This window comes from Pseudomonas sp. MT92 (assembly GCF_058792515.1).
Map to the genome: position 1 here is coordinate 435,572 of NZ_JBXAFA010000001.1, position 23,175 is coordinate 458,746.

Annotated in this window: 19 protein-coding genes; 3 read left to right on the forward strand and 16 right to left on the reverse strand. The window is 60.5% G+C overall.

Annotated features, from left to right (window positions below):
- Positions 1-80: 80 nt before the first annotated feature.
- The 7 genes from AC1Q6D_RS02080 to betI all read right to left on the reverse strand — a co-directional run bounded on the left by AC1Q6D_RS02080 (position 81) and on the right by betI (position 8,483).
- Positions 81-1,418, reverse strand: a complete 1,338-nt coding sequence (locus tag AC1Q6D_RS02080; RefSeq protein ID WP_103402750.1) for a TldD/PmbA family protein — start codon at positions 1,416-1,418, stop codon at positions 81-83.
- Entirely contained in the window at positions 1,418-2,860 is a 1,443-nt protein-coding gene (locus AC1Q6D_RS02085; protein ID WP_103402749.1) for a TldD/PmbA family protein, read from the reverse strand. Before AC1Q6D_RS02085 ends, AC1Q6D_RS02080 begins: the two co-directional genes overlap by 1 nt.
- A gap of 231 nt (positions 2,861-3,091) precedes the next feature.
- Positions 3,092-3,436 (reverse strand): AzlD domain-containing protein, encoded by a 345-nt coding sequence (locus AC1Q6D_RS02090; protein ID WP_103402748.1) that lies wholly within the window; start codon positions 3,434-3,436, stop codon positions 3,092-3,094.
- Positions 3,433-4,158 (reverse strand): AzlC family ABC transporter permease, encoded by a 726-nt coding sequence (locus AC1Q6D_RS02095; protein WP_103402747.1) that lies wholly within the window; start codon positions 4,156-4,158, stop codon positions 3,433-3,435. Before AC1Q6D_RS02095 ends, AC1Q6D_RS02090 begins: the two co-directional genes overlap by 4 nt.
- Before the next feature lie 314 nt (positions 4,159-4,472).
- On the reverse strand, positions 4,473-6,176 hold the full coding sequence (gene betA, locus AC1Q6D_RS02100; protein ID WP_103402746.1) for a choline dehydrogenase: 1,704 nt from the start codon (positions 6,174-6,176) through the stop codon (positions 4,473-4,475).
- Positions 6,177-6,309: 133 nt separating this feature from the next.
- A complete protein-coding gene (betB, locus tag AC1Q6D_RS02105; protein WP_476304846.1) occupies positions 6,310-7,782 on the reverse strand; it encodes a betaine-aldehyde dehydrogenase in 1,473 nt (490 codons plus the stop codon).
- A 107-nt stretch (positions 7,783-7,889) separates the two neighbouring features.
- On the reverse strand, positions 7,890-8,483 hold the full coding sequence (gene betI / locus AC1Q6D_RS02110) for a transcriptional regulator BetI (protein WP_047534344.1): 594 nt from the start codon (positions 8,481-8,483) through the stop codon (positions 7,890-7,892).
- A 379-nt stretch (positions 8,484-8,862) separates the two neighbouring features.
- Between betI and AC1Q6D_RS02115 the strand changes: the two genes are divergently transcribed.
- Positions 8,863-10,803, forward strand: a complete 1,941-nt coding sequence (locus AC1Q6D_RS02115; protein WP_236693156.1) for a BCCT family transporter — start codon at positions 8,863-8,865, stop codon at positions 10,801-10,803.
- 197 nt (positions 10,804-11,000) lie between these two features.
- Here AC1Q6D_RS02115 and choV read toward each other — a convergent pair whose 3' ends face one another.
- The 3 genes from choV to AC1Q6D_RS02130 all read right to left on the reverse strand — a co-directional run bounded on the left by choV (position 11,001) and on the right by AC1Q6D_RS02130 (position 14,049).
- On the reverse strand, positions 11,001-12,179 hold the full coding sequence (gene choV, locus AC1Q6D_RS02120) for a choline ABC transporter ATP-binding protein (protein ID WP_103404188.1): 1,179 nt from the start codon (positions 12,177-12,179) through the stop codon (positions 11,001-11,003).
- Positions 12,176-13,021 carry a choline ABC transporter permease subunit gene (gene choW / locus AC1Q6D_RS02125; RefSeq protein WP_090466659.1) on the reverse strand — a complete coding sequence of 282 codons (846 nt, stop codon included), beginning with the start codon at positions 13,019-13,021 and terminating at the stop codon, positions 12,176-12,178. Before choW ends, choV begins: the two co-directional genes overlap by 4 nt.
- A gap of 77 nt (positions 13,022-13,098) precedes the next feature.
- A complete protein-coding gene (locus tag AC1Q6D_RS02130; RefSeq protein WP_103404187.1) occupies positions 13,099-14,049 on the reverse strand; it encodes a choline ABC transporter substrate-binding protein in 951 nt (316 codons plus the stop codon).
- Between the two features lie 436 nt (positions 14,050-14,485).
- Here AC1Q6D_RS02130 and AC1Q6D_RS02135 point away from each other — a divergent pair, with 436 nt between their 5' ends.
- Positions 14,486-15,862: an L-serine ammonia-lyase gene (locus AC1Q6D_RS02135; protein WP_103404186.1), complete on the forward strand. Its 1,377-nt coding sequence runs from the start codon at positions 14,486-14,488 to the stop codon at positions 15,860-15,862.
- A 469-nt stretch (positions 15,863-16,331) separates the two neighbouring features.
- Positions 16,332-17,435 carry a choline metabolism transcriptional regulator GbdR gene (gbdR, locus tag AC1Q6D_RS02140; RefSeq protein WP_047534337.1) on the forward strand — a complete coding sequence of 368 codons (1,104 nt, stop codon included), beginning with the start codon at positions 16,332-16,334 and terminating at the stop codon, positions 17,433-17,435.
- 115 nt (positions 17,436-17,550) lie between these two features.
- Here the strand turns inward: gbdR and AC1Q6D_RS02145 are convergent, their stop codons facing one another.
- The 6 genes from AC1Q6D_RS02145 to AC1Q6D_RS02170 form a co-directional block, all read right to left on the reverse strand.
- The gene (locus AC1Q6D_RS02145) at positions 17,551-17,814 is read right to left on the reverse strand and encodes a hypothetical protein (protein WP_103404192.1); all 264 of its coding nucleotides are present in this window, start codon (positions 17,812-17,814) and stop codon (positions 17,551-17,553) included.
- 366 nt (positions 17,815-18,180) lie between these two features.
- Positions 18,181-19,344 carry a gamma-butyrobetaine dioxygenase gene (locus AC1Q6D_RS02150; protein WP_103404185.1) on the reverse strand — a complete coding sequence of 388 codons (1,164 nt, stop codon included), beginning with the start codon at positions 19,342-19,344 and terminating at the stop codon, positions 18,181-18,183.
- Between the two features lie 13 nt (positions 19,345-19,357).
- Complete coding sequence (locus AC1Q6D_RS02155; RefSeq protein ID WP_103404184.1) at positions 19,358-19,834, reverse strand: thioesterase family protein; 477 nt, start codon at positions 19,832-19,834, stop codon at positions 19,358-19,360.
- Positions 19,835-19,957: 123 nt separating this feature from the next.
- On the reverse strand, positions 19,958-20,923 hold the full coding sequence (locus tag AC1Q6D_RS02160; RefSeq protein ID WP_103404183.1) for an L-carnitine dehydrogenase: 966 nt from the start codon (positions 20,921-20,923) through the stop codon (positions 19,958-19,960).
- 129 nt (positions 20,924-21,052) lie between these two features.
- Positions 21,053-21,940, reverse strand: a complete 888-nt coding sequence (gene cdhC, locus AC1Q6D_RS02165; protein WP_103404182.1) for a 3-dehydrocarnitine:acetyl-CoA trimethylamine transferase CdhC — start codon at positions 21,938-21,940, stop codon at positions 21,053-21,055.
- Positions 21,941-22,029: 89 nt separating this feature from the next.
- The gene (locus AC1Q6D_RS02170) at positions 22,030-22,974 is read right to left on the reverse strand and encodes a choline ABC transporter substrate-binding protein (protein ID WP_103404181.1); all 945 of its coding nucleotides are present in this window, start codon (positions 22,972-22,974) and stop codon (positions 22,030-22,032) included.
- Positions 22,975-23,175: the final 201 nt, after the last annotated feature.

Below are 23,175 nucleotides of genomic sequence, written 5' to 3' on the forward strand. Positions count from 1 at the left end.
GACGCCGCGGGGTATCAGGTTCCCCGCGCTATCGTTCGCCGACATCGCGAGCAGTCTCCCTCCTACAGGGTTTTGGGTGTTTACAGGGTCAAGGTAAGTTTGCTGACCAACGCCCCCGGCAACAACGCCGACGCCGTGGCCCGCTGGCTGTAGGTACTGGCCGATAACAGCATTTCGCGCTCCTGAGTCAACGCCTCCAACTGCGAGCCGAGCAGGCTGAAGGCGCTGTCGTCGAAACGCATGGTGCTGACCGGCGCCTGAATCTCGCCGTTCTCGACCCAGAACGTCGCAAACCGGGTCATGCCGGTCAGGCGCGCTGCCGGTTGGTCCGAGTAGTTCAGGTACCACAGGTTGCTGATGTACAAGCCGGTGCCCAGTTGCTTGAGGATTTCAGCTTCGGGCAACGAACCGCCCTTCATGTTCAAGGCATTGGGCGATTCGCCGCCGCTGGCGCCGTTGGCGGTCAAGCCGTATTCGGCGGCACTGCGCGATCCCACCAATTGCGCGCCCGCCTTGCCCTCGACAATCAGTTTGAGGTCACTGCGCGGATAGCCTTCGTCAGAGAACGCCGGGCTCAAGGAGCCGCTGACTTTTTCGTCCAGCGAGACCAGCGGGCTGAACGCGTGGTCGCCCCCGTAGAGCTTCTGCAACGGGCTGCTTTTGCTGGCGATCGACTGCGCCGAAAAGCCGCCCCAGGACAGCATGCTCATGATCTCTTCCAATGCCGCTGGCGCGAGGTAGGCGCGGTACTGACCGGGCGCCAGGGTGCGTAACGGTCGGCCCAGAAACTCAAGCTGCTCGCGGGCCTGCCGGAAGCGCCTGGCAAAGCCTTCGCTGCTCCAGTCGTGCCCGGCGTAGCTGGCTTTCACCGCCTGGCCGTTTTCATGGAACAGGCTGAAATCGAAGTTGAAACTGTTGGCCTGATGCCAGCCGAAGGCGCCGGCAGAGCTGGCAAAACCACGGCTGATGGGACCGGCGGCGTAGAAGCCGACCAGATCCAGGCCCTCAGCCGCTTGCGCGATTTCAGCGACCACTTGCTCGGTATCCGGCAGCGGATGCTCCTGCAGGTTCTTGCTCTGCCAGCCGTTGTAGTTCAGCAACAGATACGGATCCTGTGGCAGCAGCGGCAAGGTTTCGCGCAGCTGTTGCAGGCCTTCGGACAGACGCAGCAAGTCGACTTCCGGGTCGCCAGCCAGGGTGATGTGCAAATCCGCGTGTCGACCCTCGTTGATCAATTTCAAGCCGATGCTCGCCTGCTGCACCTGACCGGACTGGCGCACCCGGGCGTGGTTGAAGCGCACGAAGGCCGACGACTCGGCGGCATAGCTGAGGGTGAACTGTTCCGGTTCGCGCAGGGCTTCACGCAAACCGGCGACCAATGCCTTGAACGACTCGGCCTGGGTTTTCGATGGACTCATCAGGCGTCTCCTCCAAACACATCCACATGGCTGAACACACAGGCCGGCGAAGCATGGCCGACGCGGATCACCTGATTCGGTTCGCCCTTGCCGCAGTTGGGGGTGCCGAGCACCTTGAAGGTACTGGCATCGCCGACGGCGCTGAGGCTCTTCCAGAACTGCGCGGATATCGCCCGGTAATTCGGGTTTTTCACCACGCCCTTGAGTTCGCCATTTTCAATCAACTGGCCCCATTCGCAGCCGAACTGGAACTTGTTGCGCGCGTCGTCGATGGACCACGAGCGGTTGGTGCTCATCAAGATGCCGTGCTCGATGTTGCCGATCAGTTGCGCAAGCGGCTGATCGCCAGGCTCGATGTTGAGGTTGGCCATGCGGTCGATCGGCGGGCGATTCCAGCCGCAGGCGCGGCTGTTGGCGACGCCTTCCAGGCCGGTGCGGAACTGCGACAACGCACCACCCAATGGTCGCAGCAGCAGGCCTTCGCGGATCAGGAACTGTTTGCTGGCGGCGCTGCCGTCGTCGTCATGGCCGTAGCTGGCGAGCTGTTCGGGGATGTCCGGGTCGAAGGTCACGTTGAGCAGCTTCGAGCCGTATTGCAGGCTGCCGAAGTCTTCGGCCTTGACGAAGCTGGTGCCCGCGTAATTGCGTTCGTCACCGAGGATGCGATCCAGCTCCAGCGGGTGGCCGATGGATTCGTGGATCTGCAGCATCATTTGGTCAGGCATCAGCAACAGGTCGCGCGGGCCTTGGGGAGTGTTCGGCGCCAGCAGCAATTGCAGCGCCTGGTCGGCGACGGTCGGTCCGGCACCGATCAGGCCGCAACGGCTGATGATGTCGGCGCCGCCCTGTTGGCCGAAGTTCTCGCGACCGAGGCTGCGGGTCTGGCTGTCGTTGCCATCATAGGCCGTGACGTCGAGGCCGGGGTAGACGAAACGTTGAGCCTGACGCAATTCGGCGCCGGCGCTGTTGAGGTAGATCTGCTCGACGTGGGTGATGCCGATGCTCACCTGCCAGTTCACCAGGCGCTCGTCCTTGGGCACGGCGGCGGACTCGTCGCCGAGCAACTGGTAGCAGTCGCTCAGGGACGGAAAGGGTTGGTCGAGGTTCGGCGAGAAATAATCGGCGCGAGCCGTCGATACGGCATGGTCGCTCAAGTCCAGCAAGGCGTGGGGCTTGAGTCGGCGAGCTTGCTGTTCGGCTCGTTCGAGGGCGGCTTGCAGGCCCTGTTGCGACAGGTCGTTGGTGGCGGCATAGGCTTCGACACCGTTGACCCGCACCGTCAGCATCGCGCCTTCGTCACGGCTCAGGCTCGGCGGTTCGGCGACGTTCTTGCGCACCGACAGGTACTGGCCGGACTCGCGCACATAACGCAGGGAAAAGAATTCAGCGCCCGTGCGCAAGGCAGCAAAACGCTGCTTGAGCTGGGGATGGAAATCGAACATTCGGGAACCTCCTTGTATGGAGTGACGGCGAAGCGGCATTGCGAGGGGAGGGGTGAAACGATTGCGTGGCGCTAGATTAGGCCTGTGAAGGGGGGAGGATCAAGGGCGGAGCAGTGGAGGAAAGGATTGCGAAGTACGCAGGACGTGAGACAAGTTGGCTATTGATGGTGTTCGCGAACAGGCATGGCAGCGTGCTCGCGATCAACCCCACTGTCAGGCTCAGACCTGCTTTCAGCCGTTCAGATAGACGAAAGCTGCGACATATATGAACAGGCTTGCAAAAAAAGCAGGCAGGATTTTCCTTGTTTTCGCGACTGCGATGAAGGTGCCGACCAGCAAGACTAGCTTCAGTGCATCCAGCGGTTCAAATTGCTGGAACAGGGTCAGCGCATCCTTTTTGTTGAATGCCGTGTCGTAAATGATGACACCCAACATTGCTTGTGCGCTGTAGCTGATGAATCGGTAAAAGGAACCTTGGGTATGGGTGAGCGCGGCGCTGTTTTTGAAGGCAAAAGGCAGGGCGCGAAATGCAAAGGCGGTCAGGGCGGAAAACGCGATAAGAAGCCAGATTGTCATTGGGTTACGCCTTCGCGCTTTTTGTAGTTGTTTTCAATCAGCACGATCAATCCGCCGATAATGAAAGGCGTGCAGAGCAAACTGTAGTCCTTGAATAGATAGACCAATAATGGTGCGCCGATAAAACCAAGCCAGTAACTCGATACTTCCGAATAATGAGGCCAATGTTTGCCGGCCAAGGCGGTGAATTGCAGAGGCAACAACAGTGTCATCGCTGCGTAGATGACCGGAGAGGTGAACTCCGCGCCGGCGATGAAACCGATGTAGGTACAGATGATGGATATGCCGAATATGGGAAGGCCCAGGCCGATCATGTAGGTAAAGGGATGATCGGCCTTGCGTTTGAATCGAGTGACGCACCCCGTGAATATCGAAGGTGTGATCAGAATCAAGGACGCCATGGTTTTCAGGGTGGAAGTGTTTCTGATATAGGGGGCCAGTGTGGCGGAAAGTAATACAAAGCGAGCGTTGAGGGCCACGATGATAGGAAGCAATATCCACCCGTCGTTATAGCTTTGTATCAGCAGGAACTGCAGTGGCGTGGAAAATATCAACAGAGTCGTTGCCAGCGCCTGGCTTAACGATAGCGATTGCGTCGCGCTTAAAAGGCCTATGGATAAGTAGAGGAAAATGAACGCGACACCAAAGGTGATTGCGTCGCGTGCTCCTTCAATAAAAACGCTGGCAGCCGAGGATCGAACGAGCGTATCCGGAGTCGCCATCAATGGGCCTCCGCTGTATAGGCTGTCGATATTCGACCCTTAAAATAACTGGGTTCTTTGGTTCGGTAGAAGCCAGGCATGTTCTTGATTTCCATTGAAATTTCTCCTGTCCCGTGGAGCGGGGCGCGGATAGTAATGGAAGTTTTTAAGTGGGTCTGAACGCAAGTGTTACGAGTTTTTTTGTTCGGTGGCGTTAGTTGATTTTTAGTTACTTGATGTGAGGGTTGTTGTTTGCTTTAAGTAGATCGTGCTAGCCAAAAAAAACCGCCAGCCCGGAAAGGTTGGCGGTTTTGATTGAGGCCGCTTTTAAACTGTTACTGAGCTGCCTGGCTCACTTCCCGCATCGGCTTGCCCTTCACCGGCGCATCACCGGCCACGTAGTAGTCAGCCTTGCTGCGTGGCAGTGGCTTGCGACCACGAATCTTGTCGGCGATTTTCTCGGCGATCATGATCGTTGGCGCGTTGAGGTTGCCGGTGGTGATGATCGGCATGATCGAGGCGTCGACCACTCGCAGGCCCTGCATGCCATGCACGCGACCTTCGCCATCGACCACGGCCATCTCGTCGGTGCCCATCTTGCACGAGCAGGACGGGTGGAACGCGGTTTCGGCGTGCTCGCGGATGAACTTGTCCAGTTGCTCGTCGGTTTGCACGTCGATGCCGGGGCTGATTTCGCGGCCGCGGAAGGCGTCCAGTGCGGGCTGTTGCATGATTTCGCGGGTCAGGCGGATGCCGTCGCGGAATTCCTGCCAGTCCTGCTCGGTGGCCATGTAGTTGAACAGGATGCTCGGGTGCTGGCGCGGGTCCTTGGACTTGGCCTGGATGCGACCACGGCTCGGCGAACGCATGGAACCCATGTGCGCCTGGAAGCCGTGCTCTTTCACACCGTTGCTGCCGTTGTAGTTAATCGCTACCGGCAGGAAGTGGTACTGGATGTTCGGCCACTCGAATTCCGGACGGGTGCGGATGAAACCGCCGGCTTCGAACTGGTTGCTGGCGCCGATGCCGGTGCCGTTGAACAGCCATTCGGCACCGATGGCCGGTTGGTTCCACCACAGCAGCGATGGGTACAGCGAGACCGGTTGGGTGCACGCGTATTGCAGGTACAGTTCAAGGTGGTCCTGCAGGTTTTCACCGACGCCCGGCAGGTCGTGGACCACCGGAATATCGAGCTTTTTCAACAGTTCGGCCGGGCCGACACCGGAGCGTTGCAGGATCTGCGGCGACGCGATGGCGCCGGAGCACAGCAGCACTTCCTTGCGTGCCTTGACCTCGACACGCTCTTCGGCGGCGCCGACCAGGTAACGCACGCCGACCGCACGCTTGCCTTCGAACAGGATCTTGTCGGTCAGGGCGTGGGTAACGATGGTCAGGGTCGAACGCTTCTTGGCGATGTCCAGGTAGCCGCGCGCGGTACTGGAGCGACGGCCCTTGGGCGTCACGGTGCGGTCCATCGGGCCGAAGCCTTCCTGCTGGTAGCCGTTCAAGTCTTCGGTACGCGGGTAACCGGCCTGCACGCCGGCCTCGACCATGGCGTGGAACAGCGGGTTGTTGCCGGCCTTGGGCGTGGTCACGCTGACCGGGCCTTCGCCACCGTGGTAATCGTTCGGGCCGATGTCGCGGGTTTCGGCTTTGCGGAAATACGGCAGGCAGTCCAGGTAGGTCCAGTCTTCCAGGCCTGGCAGTTTGGCCCAGCCGTCGTAGTCCATGGCGTTGCCGCGGATGTAGCACATGCCGTTGATCAGCGAAGAGCCGCCCAGGCCCTTGCCGCGCCCGCACTCCATGCGACGACCGTCCATGTGCGGTTCCGGATCGGTTTCGTAGGCCCAGTTGTAGCGACGGCCTTGCAGCGGGAACGCCAGGGCGGCCGGCATCTGCGTGCGGAAGTCGGAACGGTAGTCCGGGCCGCCCGCTTCGAGCAGCAGGACGGTGACGCCTTCGTCTTCAGTCAGACGGGTCGCCAGGGTGTTACCGGCCGAGCCGGCACCGATGATGATGTAATCGAATTCTTGGGACATAGGCCCTCCGGGAATTTCAAGCTGCAAGCTTCAAGCTGCAAGAGAGAGCAGCGAGCGGTGCTGAGATTGAGCGGCAAACCAAACTGCTTTTACTTGCAGCTTGAAGCTTGCCGCTTGTAGCTGGATCAGCTAATCAAAATACCGAGACGTAATCGCCCAGTTCGACTTGCACGGACTTGATGCGGGTGAAGTTATTGAGAGAGCTGATGCCATTCTCACGACCCACACCCGACTGCTTGTAACCGCCGACCGGCATCTTGGCGTCGGATTCGCCCCAGGCGTTGATCCAGCAGATACCGGCTTCGAGTTGATGAATCACGCGGTGGGCGCGGTTCAGGTCGCGGGTGACGATACCGGCGGCCAGGCCGAAGTCGGTGTCGTTGGCGCGACGGATCACTTCTTCTTCGGTTTCGTAGGTGAGGATCGCCATCACCGGGCCAAAGATTTCTTCACGGACGATGGTCATGTCGTCAGTGCAGTCAGTGAACACGGTCGGGGCCACGAACGCGCCCTTGGCGAATTCGCCGTCGGTCAGACGCTCGCCGCCGCACAGCAGGCGGGCACCTTCTTCCTTGCCCTTGGCGATGTAGCCCAGCACGCTTTCCATGTGGGCGAAGCTGACCAGCGGGCCGAAGTTGGTGTTTTCGTCTTGCGGGTTGCCAACGCGAATGCGCGCAACGCGTTCAACGATCTTGGCTTCGAAAGCGGCTTTGAGGTGGGCCGGTACGAACACACGAGTGCCGTTGGTGCAGACCTGACCGGAGCTGTAGAAGTTGGCCATCATCGCAGTGTCGGCAGCGCGATCGAGGTCGGCGTCGTCGCAGATGATCAGCGGGGATTTGCCGCCCAGTTCCATGGTCACGTCCTTGAGCGAAGAGCTCGAGGCGCTGGCCATGACTTTCTTGCCGGTGTCGGTGCCGCCGGTGAACGAAACTTTTTCGATGCGCGGGTGCTCGGTCAGCCAGGTGCCGACTTCGCGGCCGCTGCCGGTCAGAACGTTGAACACGCCAGCCGGCAGGCCTGCCTCGGTGTAGATCTCGGCCAGTTTCAGGGTCGTCAGGGAAGTGACTTCGCTTGGCTTGAAGATCATTGCGTTACCGGCCGCCAGGGCTGGAGCGGATTTCCACAGGGCGATCTGGATCGGGTAGTTCCACGCGCCGATACCGGCCACGACGCCCAGCGGCTCGCGACGGGTGTAGACGAACGAGGTGGTGCGCAGCGGGATTTGTTCGCCCTCGATGGCGGGCACCAGGCCTGCGTAGTACTCCAGCACGTCAGCGCCGGTGACGATGTCGACGTAGCGGGTTTCGGAATATGCCTTGCCGGTGTCCAGGGTTTCCAGGGCGGCCAGCTCATCGTTGCGCTCACGCAGGATGTCCACGGCACGACGCAGGATGCGCGAACGCTCCATCGCAGTCATTGCCGCCCAGATTTTCTGACCCTTTTCAGCGCTGACCACGGCGCGCTCGACGTCTTCCTTGGTCGCACGCTGTACCTTTGCGAGGACTTCACCGTTAGCCGGGTTGATGGCTTCGAAAGTGGCGTCGCTGCTGGCGTCGGAGTACGCGCCATCGATGTAGAGTTTTTGCAGTTCGAAACGGGCCATATTGTCCTCGCAAGAGCATAAGTGGTTGGCGTTAACCACCGGGCGTGCCGTGCAGCCTTGGCATCGCGGGTCGGTGGCGGTTCAGGGGTCGAGCGGTTATGTGTGCTCTAACTCACCTGCTTGGCCAATTGGATATCCATGTATTCGTAAGCGATCTGCTGCGCCTGCCCGGTGTCGAAAGCGTCTCCCGACAGCGCGCCGCGCAACCACAACCCGTCAATGAGGGCTGCCAGTCCACGGGCGGCGCTGCGCGCTTGATCGAGCGGCAACACGCGGCGGAACTGGCAGCACAGGTTGGAATACAGACGGTGATCGTTGATCCGCTGCAACCTGTGCAAAGACGGCTGGTGCATGCTGGTGGCCCAGAAGGCCAGCCAGGTTTTCATTGCCGGGCCATTGACCTGGCTGGCGTCGAAGTTGCCTTCGATGATCACCCGCAGATGCGCCCGGGGGCTGTCATCCGCCAGCGCCTGTCGGCGCAGGGTGACGCTCTCGCTCAGGACGCTCATCAGATACCGCATCGTGGCGGCGATCAGGCCGTTCTTGTCCTGAAAATAGTGACTGATGATGCCATTCGAGACACCGGCCAAACGGGCGATCAGCGCAATGCTGGCGTCCCCCATTCCGACCTGATCGACGGCCTGCAAAGTGGCTTCGATCAACTGCTGACGGCGGATGGGTTGCATACCGACCTTGGGCATCTTGCACATCTCCTTAGGCCTTCCGGCGGACGAAGAACGACCACCGGACTGAGGCCAGTCTATTTTGTTTTGATTGAACGTTCAATCAACAAAGAATAAGATCTGCGACAAATCGTCGCTGCTTGCAGATTTTTCCTACATGTAAATGGCGAAAAACCGACATCCGAAAACGCTCGAACCCTGTACGCGCTGGCGTCTGCGGGGCTTCGGGCTTTTTTCGGCGTGTCTTTATATCACCCACCGGTCGGCTGCCCACTAACCGATTGGTCGGGTACCACACTGCCTTGCGTTCTTCTCTCGCGCTGCCTGGAGCATCTGTGCCATGAGTTCTGCCTCGCTAATAAAGACCCCACCAGAAAAGGTGACGGTCAACGGTTGGGTGTTCTACACCTCTACCGCGTTGATTCTGTTGTTGACCGCCATTCTGATCATCGCCCCGCAAGAGGCCGGCAGAATGCTCGGCACCGCTCAGGCCTGGTTATCCCGCAGCTTCGGCTGGTACTACATGGTGGTGATCGCCGCCTACCTGATTTTCGTCGTCGGCCTGGCGTTTTCGTCCTACGGCAAGCTCAAGCTCGGCAGCAAGGACGACACCCCGGACTTCAGCTACGGCGCCTGGGCGGGGATGCTGTTCTCGTCGGGTATCGGCATTTCGTTGCTGTACTTCGGTGCGTCCGAGCCGCTGGACCACTACTTCAATCCACCGGAAGGCGTGGCGGGCAGCAACCTGGCCGCCCGTCAGGCCGTTCAGCTGACGTTCCTGCACTGGGGCCTGCACGGCTGGGCGATCTATGCGCTGGTCGGCCTGGCCGTGGCGTACTTTGCCTATCGGCATAACCAGCCGCTGGCGTTGCGTTCGGCGTTGTACCCGCTGGTGGGCGAACGTTGGGTCAAAGGCGCGGCGGGTCATGCGGTGGACGGCTTCGGCATGTTCGTGACCCTGTTGGGTCTGGTGACCAACCTGGGGATTGGTTCGCTGCAAGTGTCGTCGGGCCTTGAAAACCTGTTCGGCATGCAGCACAGCAACACCAACCTGCTGATCGTCATCATCGTGATGAGCACCGTGGCGACCATCGCTGCGGTATCGGGTGTGGAAAACGGCATCCGTCGTCTGTCCAACCTGAACATCGTACTGTTCAGCGGCCTGCTGATTTTCGTGCTGCTGTTCGGCCCGACCCTGCACCTGCTCAACGGCTTTGTGCAGAACGTCGGCGATTACCTGAACGGGGTGGTGCTGAAAACCTTCGACCTCTATGTGTACGAAGGCGACAGTGAGAAGTCCGACCGCTGGTTGGGCCTGTGGACTCTGTTCTACTGGGCCTGGTGGATTTCCTGGGCGCCATTCGTGGGCATGTTCGTCGCGCGTATCTCCCGTGGTCGCACGGTGCGTGAGATGGTGGCCGGCGTGCTGCTGATTCCGCTGGGTTTCACCCTGGCATGGCTGTCGATCTTCGGTAACTCGGCGCTGGACCTGGTGATGAACCATGGGGCGGTGGAGCTCGGCAAGACGGCGCTGGAACAGCCGTCCATGGCGATCTACCAATTGCTGGAGCATTACCCGGCGTCGAAGGTTGTGATCGGCGTGTCGATCTTTGTCGGTTTCGTGCTGTTCCTGACCCCGGCGGATTCCGGCGCGGTGATGATGGCCAACCTTTCGTGCAAGGGCGGCAACGTCGATGAAGACGCCCCGCACTGGCTGCGGATCTTCTGGTCGGTGGTGATCACCCTGGTGACCATTGGCCTGCTGTTCGCCGGTAACTTCGAAGCGATGCAAACCATGGTGGTGCTGGCTGGTTTGCCGTTCTCGGTGGTGCTGGTGTTCTTCATGTTCGGCTTGCACAAGGCCATGCGTCAGGACGTGCAGATCGAACAGGAACAAGCCGAGTTGGCGGCGCGCGGTCGTCGTGGTTTCAGTGAGCGCTTGACGCAACTGGACCTGCAACCGAGCCAGTCGATCGTTCAGCGTTTCATGGACAAGCATGTAAGTCCGGCGTTGCAGGATGCGACGGCGCAAATGCGTGCTCAAGGCCTGGAAGTTCAGACGCTGCTGGGCAAGTCCAAGCGTTGCATGGGCGTGCGGGTCGAGATGGAAGAGGGCAACCCGTTTGTCTACGAAGTGAGCCTGGACGGCTACCTGGCCACGCCAACCGAATCGGCTCAGTCGGATGAAACGCGCCAGCGTTACTACCGCGCCGAGGTGTACCTGCACAACGGCAGCCAGGACTACGACTTGATGGGCTTCACCCAGGATCAGATCACCCGTGACGTGCTCGATCAGTTTGAAAGCCATCGGCAGCTCCTTGGCCGGGTGTACAGCTAAACAGCAAGTGCGCGGTGTTTGGGTCTGAAGCACCGCGTCAGCTTCATCGCCAGCAGGCTGGCTCCCACATTGGAATACATGCTCCTGTGGGAGCCAGCCTGCTGGCGATGGGGGCATCAGATTCAACTCTGGATTGCCCTATATCCCGATAAACAAAAACGCCGCGATCCTCTCGCGGCGTTTTTGTGTGTGTTGCCTTACCCCAGGTTCTTGCCGAGCAGCGCGTGGTACAGCTCGCTGTCGCCGAGAATCCCGACCACGTGGTTGTTGTCGTGGAGCACCAGTTTGTTGCCGGTCTGATAACGAATCTGCAGCGCATCGCGCATGCCGATATTCGAGTCCACCAGCGTTGGCCGACGACCCAAGCCTTCCACCGCCTGACCCGGTACCCAGTTCTGCAGGTCCAGGGCCGAGCCGTTCTGGCGCGCACCCTTGATGGTGTTGCCTTCCGCCAGGTCCAGCCAGGAGTCGCCGCCCGGATCAAGGCACACCGAACCGTTGATGCGCTTGCAGTTGTCCAGGGTGCGCATCAGGCTGCGACCGCACAGCACGTTCAGCGGGTTGGTGTGGGCCACGAAGGTCCGCACGTAGTCATCCGCCGGGTTCAGCACGATCTCTTCCGGCACGCTGTACTGGATGATCCGGCCGTCTTTCATGATCGCGATACGGCTGCCGAGCTTGAGGGCTTCATCGAGGTCGTGGCTCACGAACACAATGGTTTTGCTCAGCTTGCGTTGCAGTTCCAGCAGTTCGTCCTGCAGGCCCTGGCGGATCAGCGGGTCGAGGGCCGAGAACGGTTCGTCCATCAGCAGAATGTCGGCGTCCATCGCCAGGGCGCGGGCCAGGCCCACACGTTGCTGCATACCACCGGACAGCTCGTTGGGTTTCTTGTTGCGCCACTGGGTCAGGCCCACCAGCTCAAGCTTGTCGTCCACCAGCTTGCGCCGTTCTTTCTCGGGACGGCCCTGCATTTCGAGGCCGAAGCTGATGTTCTCGCGCACCGTCAGCCAGGGCATCAGGGCGAACTTCTGGAACACCATCGCAATGCGCTTGGTGCGCATCATTTTCAGTTCTGCGGGGGTACAGGACGCAATGTCGATCTGCTTGCCTTCGTGCTCGACGAACAGCTTGCCGCGGCTGACGGTGTTGAGGCCGTTGATGCAGCGCAACAGGCTGGACTTGCCGGAACCAGACAGGCCCATCAGTACGCAGATTTCACCTTTTTCAATATCCAGGCTGGCCTTTTCGACCCCCACGATCTGCCCGGTCTTTTTCAGGATCTCGTTACGGGTCATGCCCTGATCCAGCAGCTTGAGCGCCTCGCGTGGATCCTTGGCGAAGATAACGTCGACGTTATCGAAGCGAATAATGCTCATGCGTCACCCCCTACTTTGGCGTCGGGTTGTTTGCAGATACGGTCGAGCATGATCGCCAGCAGTACGATCGCCAGGCCGGCTTCGAAGCCCAGGGCGATATCAGCGGTATTCAGTGCGTTGACCACCGGTTTGCCCAAGCCATCGGCGCCCACCAGTGCCGCGATCACCACCATCGACAACGACAGCATGATGCACTGGGTGATGCCGGCCGCGATGCTTGGCATGGCGTGGGGCAGTTCGATTCGCGAGAGCAACTGACGGCGCGAGCAGCCAAAGGCCTTGCCGGCGTCCATCAATTCTTCCGGAACATCGCGGATACCCAGGTAGGTCAGGCGGATGGGCGCGGCAATCGCGAACACCACCGTCGAAATCAGACCCGGGACCACACCCAGACCGAAGAGGGTCAGGGTAGGAATGAGGTACACGAACGTCGGTACGGTCTGCATCAGATCGAGTACCGGACGCATCAGCGTGTAGAACATCGGTTTGTGCGCGGCGACGATGCCCAGGGGGACGCCGATAACCACGCAGACCAGGGTGGCGAACATCACCTGGGCGAGGGTTTCCATGGTTTCCTGCCAGTACCCCAGATTGAGGATCAGCAGAAAGGAGGCAATGACGAATACGGTCAGGCCCCATTTGCGTTGGATGAAGTGTGCCAGTAGCGCGATGAGGCCGATCAATGCCAGCGGGTTGAACCAGGTCAGCGCAAACGTCACGCCGTGGATCATCGTTTCCAGTGTCACGGCGATTGCGTCGAAGGTGCTGGCGCCGTGTTGCGTCAACCATTCAACGAAGCCCGCGATGTACTGGCCTAGGGGGATTTTCTGATCAATCAGCATGGTAGTGAACGTCCGCATGCAAGGAAATAAACAGCCCGGACGGCGTGAGCCGCCCGGCGTAAGCGATGCTCCCTAATTCAAGGCTGGGCAAGCTTGGCTTTCACGGCCTCCAGGCCAGGTTTACCGTCAATGGTGGTCACGCCAGCGAGCCAGGTATCGAGCACCTGTGGATTCTTTTTCAGCCAGGCCTTGGCGGCCGCGTCAGGCTTCATCTTGTCGTCCAGGATGTTGCCCATGAGGGTGCTTTCCATGTCGACAGTGAACTCCAGATTCTTCAGCAACTGACCCACGTTACTGCATTCCTGGGCGTACCCCTTGCGGGTATTGGTCAGGACGGTTGCTGCACCGAAATCCGGGCCGAAATAATCGTCGCCGCCGGTGAGGTATTGGATTTTGAAACGCTTGTTCATCGGGTGAGGGGCCCAGCCGAGGAACACCACGGCGGTGTCGCGCTTCTGCGCGCGGTCGACCTGGGAGAGCATGCCGGCTTCACTGGATTCAACCACTTTGAAACCGGCGTCTTTGAGGCCGAAGGCGTTCTTGTCGATCATACTCTGGATCAGGCGGTTACCGTCATTGCCCGGTTCGATCCCGTAGATCTTGCCGTCGAGCTCTTTCTTGAACTTGGCGATGTCGGCGAAATCGTGCAGGCCTTTGTCATACAGGGCCTGAGGGACCGCCAGGGTGTATTTGGCGCCCTTGAGGTTGGTGCGCACGGTGTCCACGGTGCCGGCATCGCGGTAGGCCTTGATGTCGTTTTCCATGGTCGGCATCCAGTTACCGAGGAACACATCCATGTTCTTGCCATCGGCCAGCGACTTGTAGGTCACCGGCACGGAAATCATGGTGGTCTTGGTCTTGTAGCCGAGGGCATCGAGTACGACGCTGGTGGTTGCGGTTGTCGCGGTGATGTCGGTCCAGCCGACATCGGAGAAGTTTACGGTACTGCATTGTGCCGGCTCGGCGGCTTGCGCCAAGAGCGGCAGACTAAGCATGGCGGCCAACAACAACGACGGGGAACCTTTCATGGATGGACTCCTTGGTGTTTTTTTTGGCAGTGTTCCGACTGGGACCACCGCACTTATGGGTTGCGGTTGGATGGCGTTTTGGAGACAGCTCTACCACGGCGCCTTGCAATCGAGTCGATACGATCATGTACCAGTGAAAATCTGACGCCTACAGGGTGCGTCGTAACCAGTACAGGGATGGTCGCATCCAGTGTCAGTGACGTCGTTTACAGCTTTTTTCAGCCCGATTTCCCCCTGCGCCTCGCGAAAAAACGGCGAAAACGCGACGTAAAAGACACGCGGCGTTGGTGGGCATGAGTGCGTCGGTGTGAGACGTCGAGCGACACATTAAAAGCCTGATGATGCGGCCATCCTGACGGATTGCAGCTTGAGCGTAGCAGCTCCGTCACCGGGCGCTTTTGCGCCTGGAATTGGCACATCCAGGAGTCCGGCAGTAATGGCTATCAGTGTTTTCGACCTGTTCAAAATCGGCATCGGCCCTTCCAGTTCGCACACCGTGGGGCCTATGCGGGCGGCGGCGCTGTTCGTGCAAGGCTTGCGTGAACGCGGGATGCTGGAGCAAGTACGGCGCGTCGAAGTTCGTCTTTACGGTTCGTTGTCGGCCACGGGCATCGGCCACGGCAGCGACAATGCGGTGATCATGGGCCTGATGGGCGAATGGCCGGATGCGATCGATCCGTCGCAAATCGGCATTCGCATCGCCACCCTGCGCGAAACCCACACGCTGTTGCTCGACGGTCGTTTGTCGGTGCCGTTTATCTGGGACCGCGACATGCGCCTGATCGACGAGAACCTGCCGTTCCATCCCAACGCCATGACCCTGATTGTCGAAGACGACCAGGGTGAGTTGCATCGCGACACCTACTATTCGGTCGGTGGTGGTTTTGTCGTCGATGAAGCCCAGGCGTCCAGCGGTGTCGTCGACCTCGACAGCACCGTATTACCTTACGATTTCTCCAGCGCCGCCGAGCTGTTGGAACTGTGCAAAAAGCACGACTTGCGTGTGGCTGAATTAATGATGGCCAACGAGAAGGTCTGGCGCAGCGAAGACGAAATACGCAGCGGCCTGATGACGCTCTGGCGCGCCATGCAGGATTGCGTGGATCACGGCCTCAGGCACGAAGGCATCCTGCCCGGTGGCCTGAATGTGCGCCGGCGCGCGGCCAAGCTGCATCGCAGCCTGCAGGAGTTGAACAAGCCCAATGTGATCGGCTCGACGCTCAGCGCCATGGAGTGGGTCAACCTGTTCGCCCTGGCGGTCAACGAAGAAAATGCGGCCGGCGGGCGCATGGTCACGGCACCGACCAATGGCGCGGCGGGGATCATTCCGGCGGTGTTGCACTACTTTATGAAGTTCAGCGAAGACGTGACTGACGCCAACGTCGTCGACTACTTCCTCAGCGCGGCGGCCGTCGGGATTTTGTGCAAGAAGAACGCTTCGATTTCCGGTGCCGAAGTCGGTTGCCAGGGGGAGGTCGGTTCGGCCTGCGCCATGGCGGCGGCCGGGTTGGCGCAAATCCTCGGCGCCACGCCGGAGCAACTGTGCAACGCAGCGGAAATCGGCCTCGAACATAACCTCGGCCTGACCTGCGACCCGGTGGGCGGACTGGTGCAGGTGCCGTGCATCGAGCGCAACGCGATTGCCGCCGTCAAAGCGATCAACGCGGCACAGATGGCCTTGCGCGGCGATGGTCAGCATTTCATCTCCCTGGATCGGGTGATCCGCACCATGCGCGATACGGGTGCCGACATGCATGACAAATATAAGGAGACGTCGCGGGGTGGGTTGGCGGTCAGCGCTGTAGAGTGCTGAGACTGAGGTGGCCCCAATCGCTGGCTGGCCAGCGATAGCGTCAGACCAGTCAAAACTGCGCGCTAAGTGAACATCCGATCTCAAGCGCGCCACCTTTTGGAGCGTCGCAAACAGATAAATCATGACCCCGAGGTCAGGGATCGCCAGGGACCCTGACCGCCTGTCACCTGTGCCTGCGGTGACACTCTTTTCCGTATCGTTTCAGCCCTGTTCCCACAAGTGCTACCGATTTGCTCACACGCAACGGGGCAGCGCACCAGTCCCGCCTCATGGCCGCCTTAACCCTACTCGCCGCGCGTCATATGCAGACTCATTCCGACGTCGTTTTTAGGAGTTATTGAACGCGCATTCAAATTTAGGCATGGCATTTGCTCTGTCATTACAAAGCCCGTCTCCCACGCGAGAACGATGGCAATAACAAGAGCCTCCGCCTGAGGCCATCACCCGCTTTGTGTGAGGAGATACCGCGATGACGTCGTTCAACTCAGGGGCCCAACCCCAGAACCGTGCGCCTCAATCCATCGGCTTTTTGCTGCTGGACAATTTCACGCTGATTTCCCTGGCTTCCGCTGTGGAGCCTCTGCGAATGGCCAACCAATTGTCCGGTCGCGAGCTGTATCGCTGGACCACCCTCACAGTCGACGGCGGTCAGGTCTGGGCCAGCGACGGTCTGCAGATCACCCCCGACGCCTCCATGCACAAAGCACCACCCCTGGACACCGTGATCGTCTGCGGCGGCATCGGTATTCAACGCACCGTTACCCGCGAACACGTGTCATGGCTGCAGAGCCAGGCGCGTCAGTCCCGTCGCCTCGGCGCGGTCTGCACCGGCAGTTGGGCCCTGGCGTGCGCCGGCCTGCTTGACGGTTTCGACTGCAGCGTGCACTGGGAATGCCTGGCCGCGATGCAGGAAGCTTTCCCGCGTGTAGCCATGAGTACCCGTCTGTTCACCCTCGACCGTAACCGCTTCACCAGCTCCGGTGGCACCGCGCCGCTGGACATGATGCTGCACCTGATCAGCCGCGATCACGGTCGCGAACTGTCGGCCGCGATTTCGGAGATGTTTGTCTACGAGCGCATCCGCAACGAACAGGATCATCAGCGCGTGCCGCTCAAGCACATGCTCGGTACCAACCAGCCGAAACTGCAGGAAATCGTCGCGCTGATGGAGGCCAACCTCGAAGAGCCGATCGACCTCGACGAACTGGCGGTGTATGTCGCCGTGTCCCGTCGTCAGCTGGAGCGGCTGTTCCAGAAGTACCTGCACTGCTCGCCGTCGCGTTACTACCTGAAACTGCGCCTGATCCGCGCACGGCAATTGCTCAAGCAAACGCCGATGTCGATCATCGAAGTGGCGTCGGTCTGTGGCTTCGTGTCCACGCCGCACTTCTCCAAGTGCTACCGCGAATACTTCGGCATTCCGCCGCGTGACGAGCGCGTGGGCTCCAATACCACCCAGCAAGTGGCGATGATGCCGCTGCCGCAAGCGCTGGTGCTGTCGCCGTTGTCCGGGCCGTTGTCGGCGCTGAGCCAGGCGCGCAACGAATCGACGTTTGCCAGCGTAAGGCTCTAAGCCGAGGGGACTTCATCGCGAGCAAGCTCGCTCCCACATGGTTTTTGGGTTGTTCACAGAGGGTGTGTTCAACGCCAATCCCATGTGGGAGCGAGCTTGCTCGCGATGGGATTTATCAGGCGCGATGGCTCTGCTGATACTCCGCCAACGCCGGCAGCAATTGCTTGTCGATGGCCTGACGCACGGCGGGCAGGATGGTCGCGCTGCTGGTGTACATCTGCTTGACCATCGTGCGCAGCACGATCGCCCGTTCGTTGTTCAAACCTCGTACCGCACATTCGCAAGCCTGCTCGGCGGTGGAGCCGTTCGGTACTTGAAAGCCCAATGCCTTGAGCTGGCCCAACAGGTCTTCCTGGTCAATCAAATCGGCGTGCATCATGACGCAAATCCTTCTTCTGGGAACGGTGTCGTGGCTCGATTCTGGTGGGGGTGCAGGGTGGCGGCAAGGGCGATTTGTCGCGATGGCCGCAATGGCTATGAACAGGTCGTTTTCGGCTAACTTGCCGGTCAAGGGAGTGGGCACACTGGATTCAGCTTGCTTCACGAAGGTTTGGTCACCCTCGCGCGCAGCTCCTCAACAGTACCTTCTGCCTCGATCTTGTCACGGCTTGATCGGGGCTTTTTTTGCCTGTGAATCCTGGAATTTTGTTGCCTGTGCGGACGCCATCGCGAGCAGGCTCGCTCCCACAAAGTATCGCGTACCCCCTGTGGCAGCGAGCCTGCTCGCGATGAACAAGGACGCGGTCTAGCGTTGCAACACCAGGATGCGCGACAACAACTCATCGCGGTCCACATAGCAACCCTGGAAATGCCGGGCACCGGTGGCGGGGTCGAAGGCGTTGCGGGCGTGCAGGGTGCGGCGGTTGTCGAAGCACCAGAGTTCGCCGGGATTGAGTCGTTGCATCAAGCGGAACCGTGGCTCGCGCGTCATCGCGATAAAGCGCCGATAGGCCCGATACAACCGGGGCATCTGTTCCACCGACGCATCGAACGGGCCACGCAGAAAGTTGGCCATGCGGATTTCCGACACCTGGCCGCAAGCGTTCAGGGCGATGATCGGCGCGAGGCAGCGGTAGTCGCTGTGACGGTCCTTGTTGCGGAACTCCACGGGGATTTCGCAGAGGCTTTGAAAGGCTTGCGGATCTTCCTGGCGCAACGCCTCGGCGATGGCAAAGCCGTCGACAAAAATACTCTCGCCACCCTCGGCGTCGTTGACCAGGCAATGCAGGAACTGCAGCCCCGGTTGCAGCTCACGGGTCGGCAAATCGCTGTGCAACGGCAGGTTGAAAGCGGTGTAGGCGTTGCTGTCGGCATCGGCCTTGGATTGCACGTTGAACAGCACGCCGAAATTGCTTTCGCGAATGAACGAAATCCGCTGCGCGATCAACTTCAATGAGCCGGGTTCGGTGGGCACGCCACGGACCTGGGTCAGGCCGACATCGCGCACCGCCAGCAGCCATTGCAGCAAGGCATCGTTGTCTTGCATCAGCGCCGGGTAGTCGAACACCGGCAATTGCAAATCGCTGTGCCAGCGTTTGGCTTTCGGCTTGCCAGCCTGGCGCTCGGCACGGGATTCGTCGTCATACGCGTGGGCGCGCAGCCAGCCTGGATCGAATCGACTGCCGTGGCCGTCTTGCCACTGCACGCTCAGGCAGCCTTCAGCTTCGACGCTGGCCGCTGCGGGCACCAGCTGTTCCGGAACGTCGACGATCTCCAGGACCTGCTCGCGGGTGACGGTGTAGACGCATTGAGGGCAAGGGCAGTTGTCTCGTAGCCACTGATGATGAAACGGGCTGACGCGGTTGTCGGCCCACTCCACCAGAACATGATCGTCCATGACCTGCACGCCCTTCAGCGCGCTGATCAACGGGTAAGTACGGAAGTCGGCAAAAGCGGCGGCGGTGTTCATGGCGATCTCCTTGTTATTTTTTTGGGGGTAACGCGATCACTCGGCCAATGTACTCGGGGGTGGGCAGGTCGGTCTGGTCGGCGACGATAGCTTGCAGTCGGCCCAGGGTGTCCTCGCTGAAGGGCGCGGAACGCGGCCCGGCGAGGTCGACGTGCAGCAGCATTTGCTCGTTGCCCGCCAGTTCCTTGTCATCTCCCACAAGATGCAGGCTGTGATAGAGGTGCAGGCGTTTGCTGTCGTGACCGATGACCTGCGTGTGCACTTCAACGTCGGCGTCGAGCTTCACTTCGTGCAAGTAGTTCAGGTGCAGCTCCAGGGTAAACAACGAGTGGCCGCTGGCTTCGCGGCTGTTGCTGTCGAGCCCCAGGCGATCCATCAGCGCGTCGGTCGCGTAGCTGAAGATGAGCAAGTAGAAGGCGTCGCGCAGGTGGCCGTTGTAGTCGACCCAGTCGGGGATGATTTTGGTGCTGTAAGTGGTGAGGGTGGGCATGAGGACTTATCCAATAGGTGTAGTGACTGCGCCGCCCTCATCGCGGGCAAGCCCGCTCCCACAGTTCTTGCGCTGTTCACAAAACCTGTGGGAGCGGGCTTGCCCGCGATGGGGCCAGACCTGTTATTCGCTAAAGCTCATCCCATGCTTCTCTTTGGTGGTCTTCACCGCCTCCAGCACCGCCAGCAGGCAGTCATCACGATAGCGCTCCAGCGCCGAAATGCTGTGTTTGCCCAATTGCTCGCTAGTGCCATCGACCACGTCATCGATCAACTTGTCGGTGAGCTCCGGCGCCGGCAGGTAGGTCCACGGTAACTGCAACGCCGGGCCGAACTGTGCCATGAAGTGGCGCATGCCGGCATCGCCGCCGGCCAGGGTGTAGGTCAGGAAGGTGCCCATGAACGACCAGCGCAGGCCCGCGCCGAAACGAATCGCGTCGTCGATTTCGCCGGTGGTCGCCACGCCGTCGTTGACCAGGTGCAGCGCCTCGCGCCACAACGCTTCGAGCAAGCGGTCGGCGATGAAGCCCGGCACTTCCTTGCGTACGTGCAATGGGCGCATGCCGAGGGATTCATAGACTTTCATCGCCGCCTGCACCGCTTCAGGCGCGGTGTTTTTGCCGCCGACCACTTCGACCAATGGCAGCAGGTAAACCGGGTTGAACGGATGGCCAACCACGCAGCGTTCCGGGTGCGTGGCGCTCTCGTAGAACTCGCTCGGCAACAGGCCGGAAGTGCTGGAGCCGATCAAGGCGTCGGGCTTGGCGGCGGCGCTGATTTTGCTGTGCAGTTCCAGTTTCAGTTCCAGGCGTTCCGGGGCACTTTCCTGGATGAAATCGGCGTCGCGAACGCATTCTTCGATGGTCGCGACAAAGCGCAAGCGGTCCTGTGACGCGCCAGGGGCCAGGCCTTGTTTTTCCAGGGCTCCCCAGGCGTTGGCAACGCGTTTGCGCAAGGCTGCCTCGGCGCCGGGCGCCGGGTCCCAGGCGACTACGTCGAGACCGTGGGCGAGGGCGCGGGACACCCAACCGCTGCCGATGACACCGCTGCCCAGGGCGGCGAAGGTTTTGATTTCGGTGATAAAGCTCATGGCAACTTCCTGAATAGTTCGGTGATCCTTGCAGGAGTGAGCCAGCTCGCGATGGTGTTCCAGGCGCTGAGTGGCGTCGGCTGTACCTTTTTCGCGAGCAAGCTCGCTCCTACAGGGGAAAAGGAGCGGTTATCCGCGCTGGGTCAGGCCCATTTTCTTGCGGCCTTCAGCGGGGGTGAGCACGCGGGCACCGAGGCGGATGAGAATTTCCGAGGCCCGTTCAACCAGTTGGCCGTTGGTCGCCAGCACGCCTTTGTCCAGCCACAGGTTGTCTTCCAGACCGACTCGCACGTTGCCGCCGAGCAGCACCGCTTGCGCAGCCATCGGCATTTGCATGCGACCGATGCCGAAACCGGCCCAGACCGCGTCGGCTGGCAGGTTGTCGACCATGGCTTTCATGGTGGTGGTGTCAGCCGGCGCGCCCCATGGGATGCCCAGGCAGAGCTGGAACAGCGGGTTGTCGAGCAGGCCTTCCTTGATCATCTGCTTGGCGAACCACAGGTGACCGGTGTCGAAAATTTCCAGCTCGGCCTTCACGCCCAGCTCTTGAATGCGTTTGGCGCCAGCACGCAGTTGCGCCGGGGTGGAGACGTAGATGGTGTCGCCGTCGCCGAAATTCAGGGTGCCGCAATCGAGGGTGCAGATTTCCGGCAGCAGTTCTTCTACGTGCGCCAGACGGGTCAGCGGGCCGACCAGGTCGGTGTTCGGGCCGAACTCCATCGGGTTCTCGCCAGCGCCGATTTCCAGGTCGCCGCCCATGCCGGCGGTCAGGTTGACGATGATGTCGACGTCGGCTTCGCGAATGCGCTCCATCACCTCACGGTACAGCGCCACATCACGGCTGAACTTGCCGGTTTCAGGGTCGCGTACGTGGCAGTGAACCACGGTGGCGCCGGCCTTGGCGGCTTCCACGGCGGCAGCGGCGATTTGTTTCGGGGTGACCGGCACATGTGGGCTCTTGGCGGTCGTGTCGCCAGCACCGGTGAGTGCGCAGGTGATGATGACGTCGTGGTTCATGAGGTGGTTCCTTGCAGGCGTGATTAGTCTGTCCGCAGCCCTTTCGGGCTGCGAATCGGTGGTTCAATTCAGGTCTTTTTACGGGTGAGTCATTTGCTGGTCAGTTGCAGGTTTTGAGCCGCCGGTTTGCCATCGAAGGTGGTCACGCCTTCGAGCCAGCGTTGCTTGTCCTGCGGGTGATCCTTGAGCCATTGCCTGGCGGATTCGAAGGCGTCCTTGTGATCGAGCAGCGGCTGCATCATCCGGCTCTCGTCTTCGGCGGTGAACGTCAGGTTGCTCAGCAGGCGGCCGATGTTCGGGCATTGTTCGGCGTATTTGGGCGCGGTCACGGTCCAGACGGTGGCGCTGCCTTCGTTCGGGCCGAGGGCGTCGTCGCTGCCGGTGAGGTAGGTCATTTTGACGTTGACGTTCATCGGGTGCGGCGCCCAGCCGAAGAACACCACGGCTTCGTTGCGGCGCACGGCGCGATCCACCGCGGCGAGCATGCCGGCCTCGCTGGACTCGACCAGCTGGAACTTGCCGAGGCCAAACTGGTTCTTGGCGATCATCGCCTTGATCTGGGTGTTGGCGCCCGAGCCCGGTTCGATACCGTAGATTTTGCCGCCCAGTTCTTTTTCGAACCTGGCGATGTCGGCGAAGGTTTTCAGCCCCTTGTCCGCCAGGTAAGTCGGTACGGCGAGGGTGGCGCGCGCATCCTTGAGGCTCGGCGCTTGCAGCACCTTGACCTGATTGGCGTCGACAAACGGGGTGATGGTCTGGGTCATCAGCGGGTTCCAGTAACCCAGGAACAGGTCGAGGCGCTGATCACGGATCCCGGCGAAAATGATCTGCTGGGAGGCGCTGGTTTGTTTGGTGTTGTAGCCGAGGCCATCGAGCAATACCTGGGTCATGGCGCTGGTGGCGATCACGTCGGTCCAGTTCACTACACCCATGCGCACGTTCTGGCACGCGGCGGGTTCGGCGGCCATGACACTGGCGCTCAGGAAAGCGGTACCGCTGAGTGCAAGAACACAGCTGCTGATCAGTCGTTTCATCTCAGGTTTCCTCGGCAGTTCGTTATTGTGAGTTCCGGCGTCTGACGCGCCGGTGATGCCAAGTTACGCAGCTAAGGCGCCATGAAAGCGCACTGCGGCGACCAGCTCTTGCACTGCGGCGACCTGTGCTCTTGAATGCCACTGGTAAGTGGCGTATCAACATCAACACGCTACCCGCCCTCTCGTTCCCGCCAACCGAGT

Excerpts from the sequence above, each read along its gene's own strand:
- AC1Q6D_RS02170 (WP_103404181.1), bottom strand. The coding sequence starts at position 22,974 with ATGAAACGACTGATCAGCAGCTGTGTTCTTGCACTCAGCGGTACCGCT.
- AC1Q6D_RS02090 (WP_103402748.1), bottom strand. The coding sequence starts at position 3,436 with ATGACAATCTGGCTTCTTATCGCGTTTTCCGCCCTGACCGCCTTTGCA.
- choV (WP_103404188.1), bottom strand. The coding sequence starts at position 12,179 with ATGAGCATTATTCGCTTCGATAACGTCGACGTTATCTTCGCCAAGGAT.
- AC1Q6D_RS02085 (WP_103402749.1), bottom strand. The coding sequence starts at position 2,860 with ATGTTCGATTTCCATCCCCAGCTCAAGCAGCGTTTTGCTGCCTTGCGC.
- AC1Q6D_RS02135 (WP_103404186.1), top strand. The coding sequence starts at position 14,486 with ATGGCTATCAGTGTTTTCGACCTGTTCAAAATCGGCATCGGCCCTTCC.
- AC1Q6D_RS02155 (WP_103404184.1), bottom strand. The coding sequence starts at position 19,834 with ATGCCCACCCTCACCACTTACAGCACCAAAATCATCCCCGACTGGGTC.
- cdhC (WP_103404182.1), bottom strand. The coding sequence starts at position 21,940 with ATGAACCACGACGTCATCATCACCTGCGCACTCACCGGTGCTGGCGAC.
- AC1Q6D_RS02145 (WP_103404192.1), bottom strand. The coding sequence starts at position 17,814 with ATGATGCACGCCGATTTGATTGACCAGGAAGACCTGTTGGGCCAGCTC.
- AC1Q6D_RS02080 (WP_103402750.1), bottom strand. The coding sequence starts at position 1,418 with ATGAGTCCATCGAAAACCCAGGCCGAGTCGTTCAAGGCATTGGTCGCC.
- AC1Q6D_RS02095 (WP_103402747.1), bottom strand. The coding sequence starts at position 4,158 with ATGGCGACTCCGGATACGCTCGTTCGATCCTCGGCTGCCAGCGTTTTT.
- betI (WP_047534344.1), bottom strand. The coding sequence starts at position 8,483 with ATGCCCAAGGTCGGTATGCAACCCATCCGCCGTCAGCAGTTGATCGAA.
- AC1Q6D_RS02150 (WP_103404185.1), bottom strand. The coding sequence starts at position 19,344 with ATGAACACCGCCGCCGCTTTTGCCGACTTCCGTACTTACCCGTTGATC.
- gbdR (WP_047534337.1), top strand. The coding sequence starts at position 16,332 with ATGACGTCGTTCAACTCAGGGGCCCAACCCCAGAACCGTGCGCCTCAA.
- betA (WP_103402746.1), bottom strand. The coding sequence starts at position 6,176 with ATGTCCCAAGAATTCGATTACATCATCATCGGTGCCGGCTCGGCCGGT.
- betB (WP_476304846.1), bottom strand. The coding sequence starts at position 7,782 with ATGGCCCGTTTCGAACTGCAAAAACTCTACATCGATGGCGCGTACTCC.
- choW (WP_090466659.1), bottom strand. The coding sequence starts at position 13,021 with ATGCTGATTGATCAGAAAATCCCCCTAGGCCAGTACATCGCGGGCTTC.
- AC1Q6D_RS02130 (WP_103404187.1), bottom strand. The coding sequence starts at position 14,049 with ATGAAAGGTTCCCCGTCGTTGTTGTTGGCCGCCATGCTTAGTCTGCCG.
- AC1Q6D_RS02160 (WP_103404183.1), bottom strand. The coding sequence starts at position 20,923 with ATGAGCTTTATCACCGAAATCAAAACCTTCGCCGCCCTGGGCAGCGGT.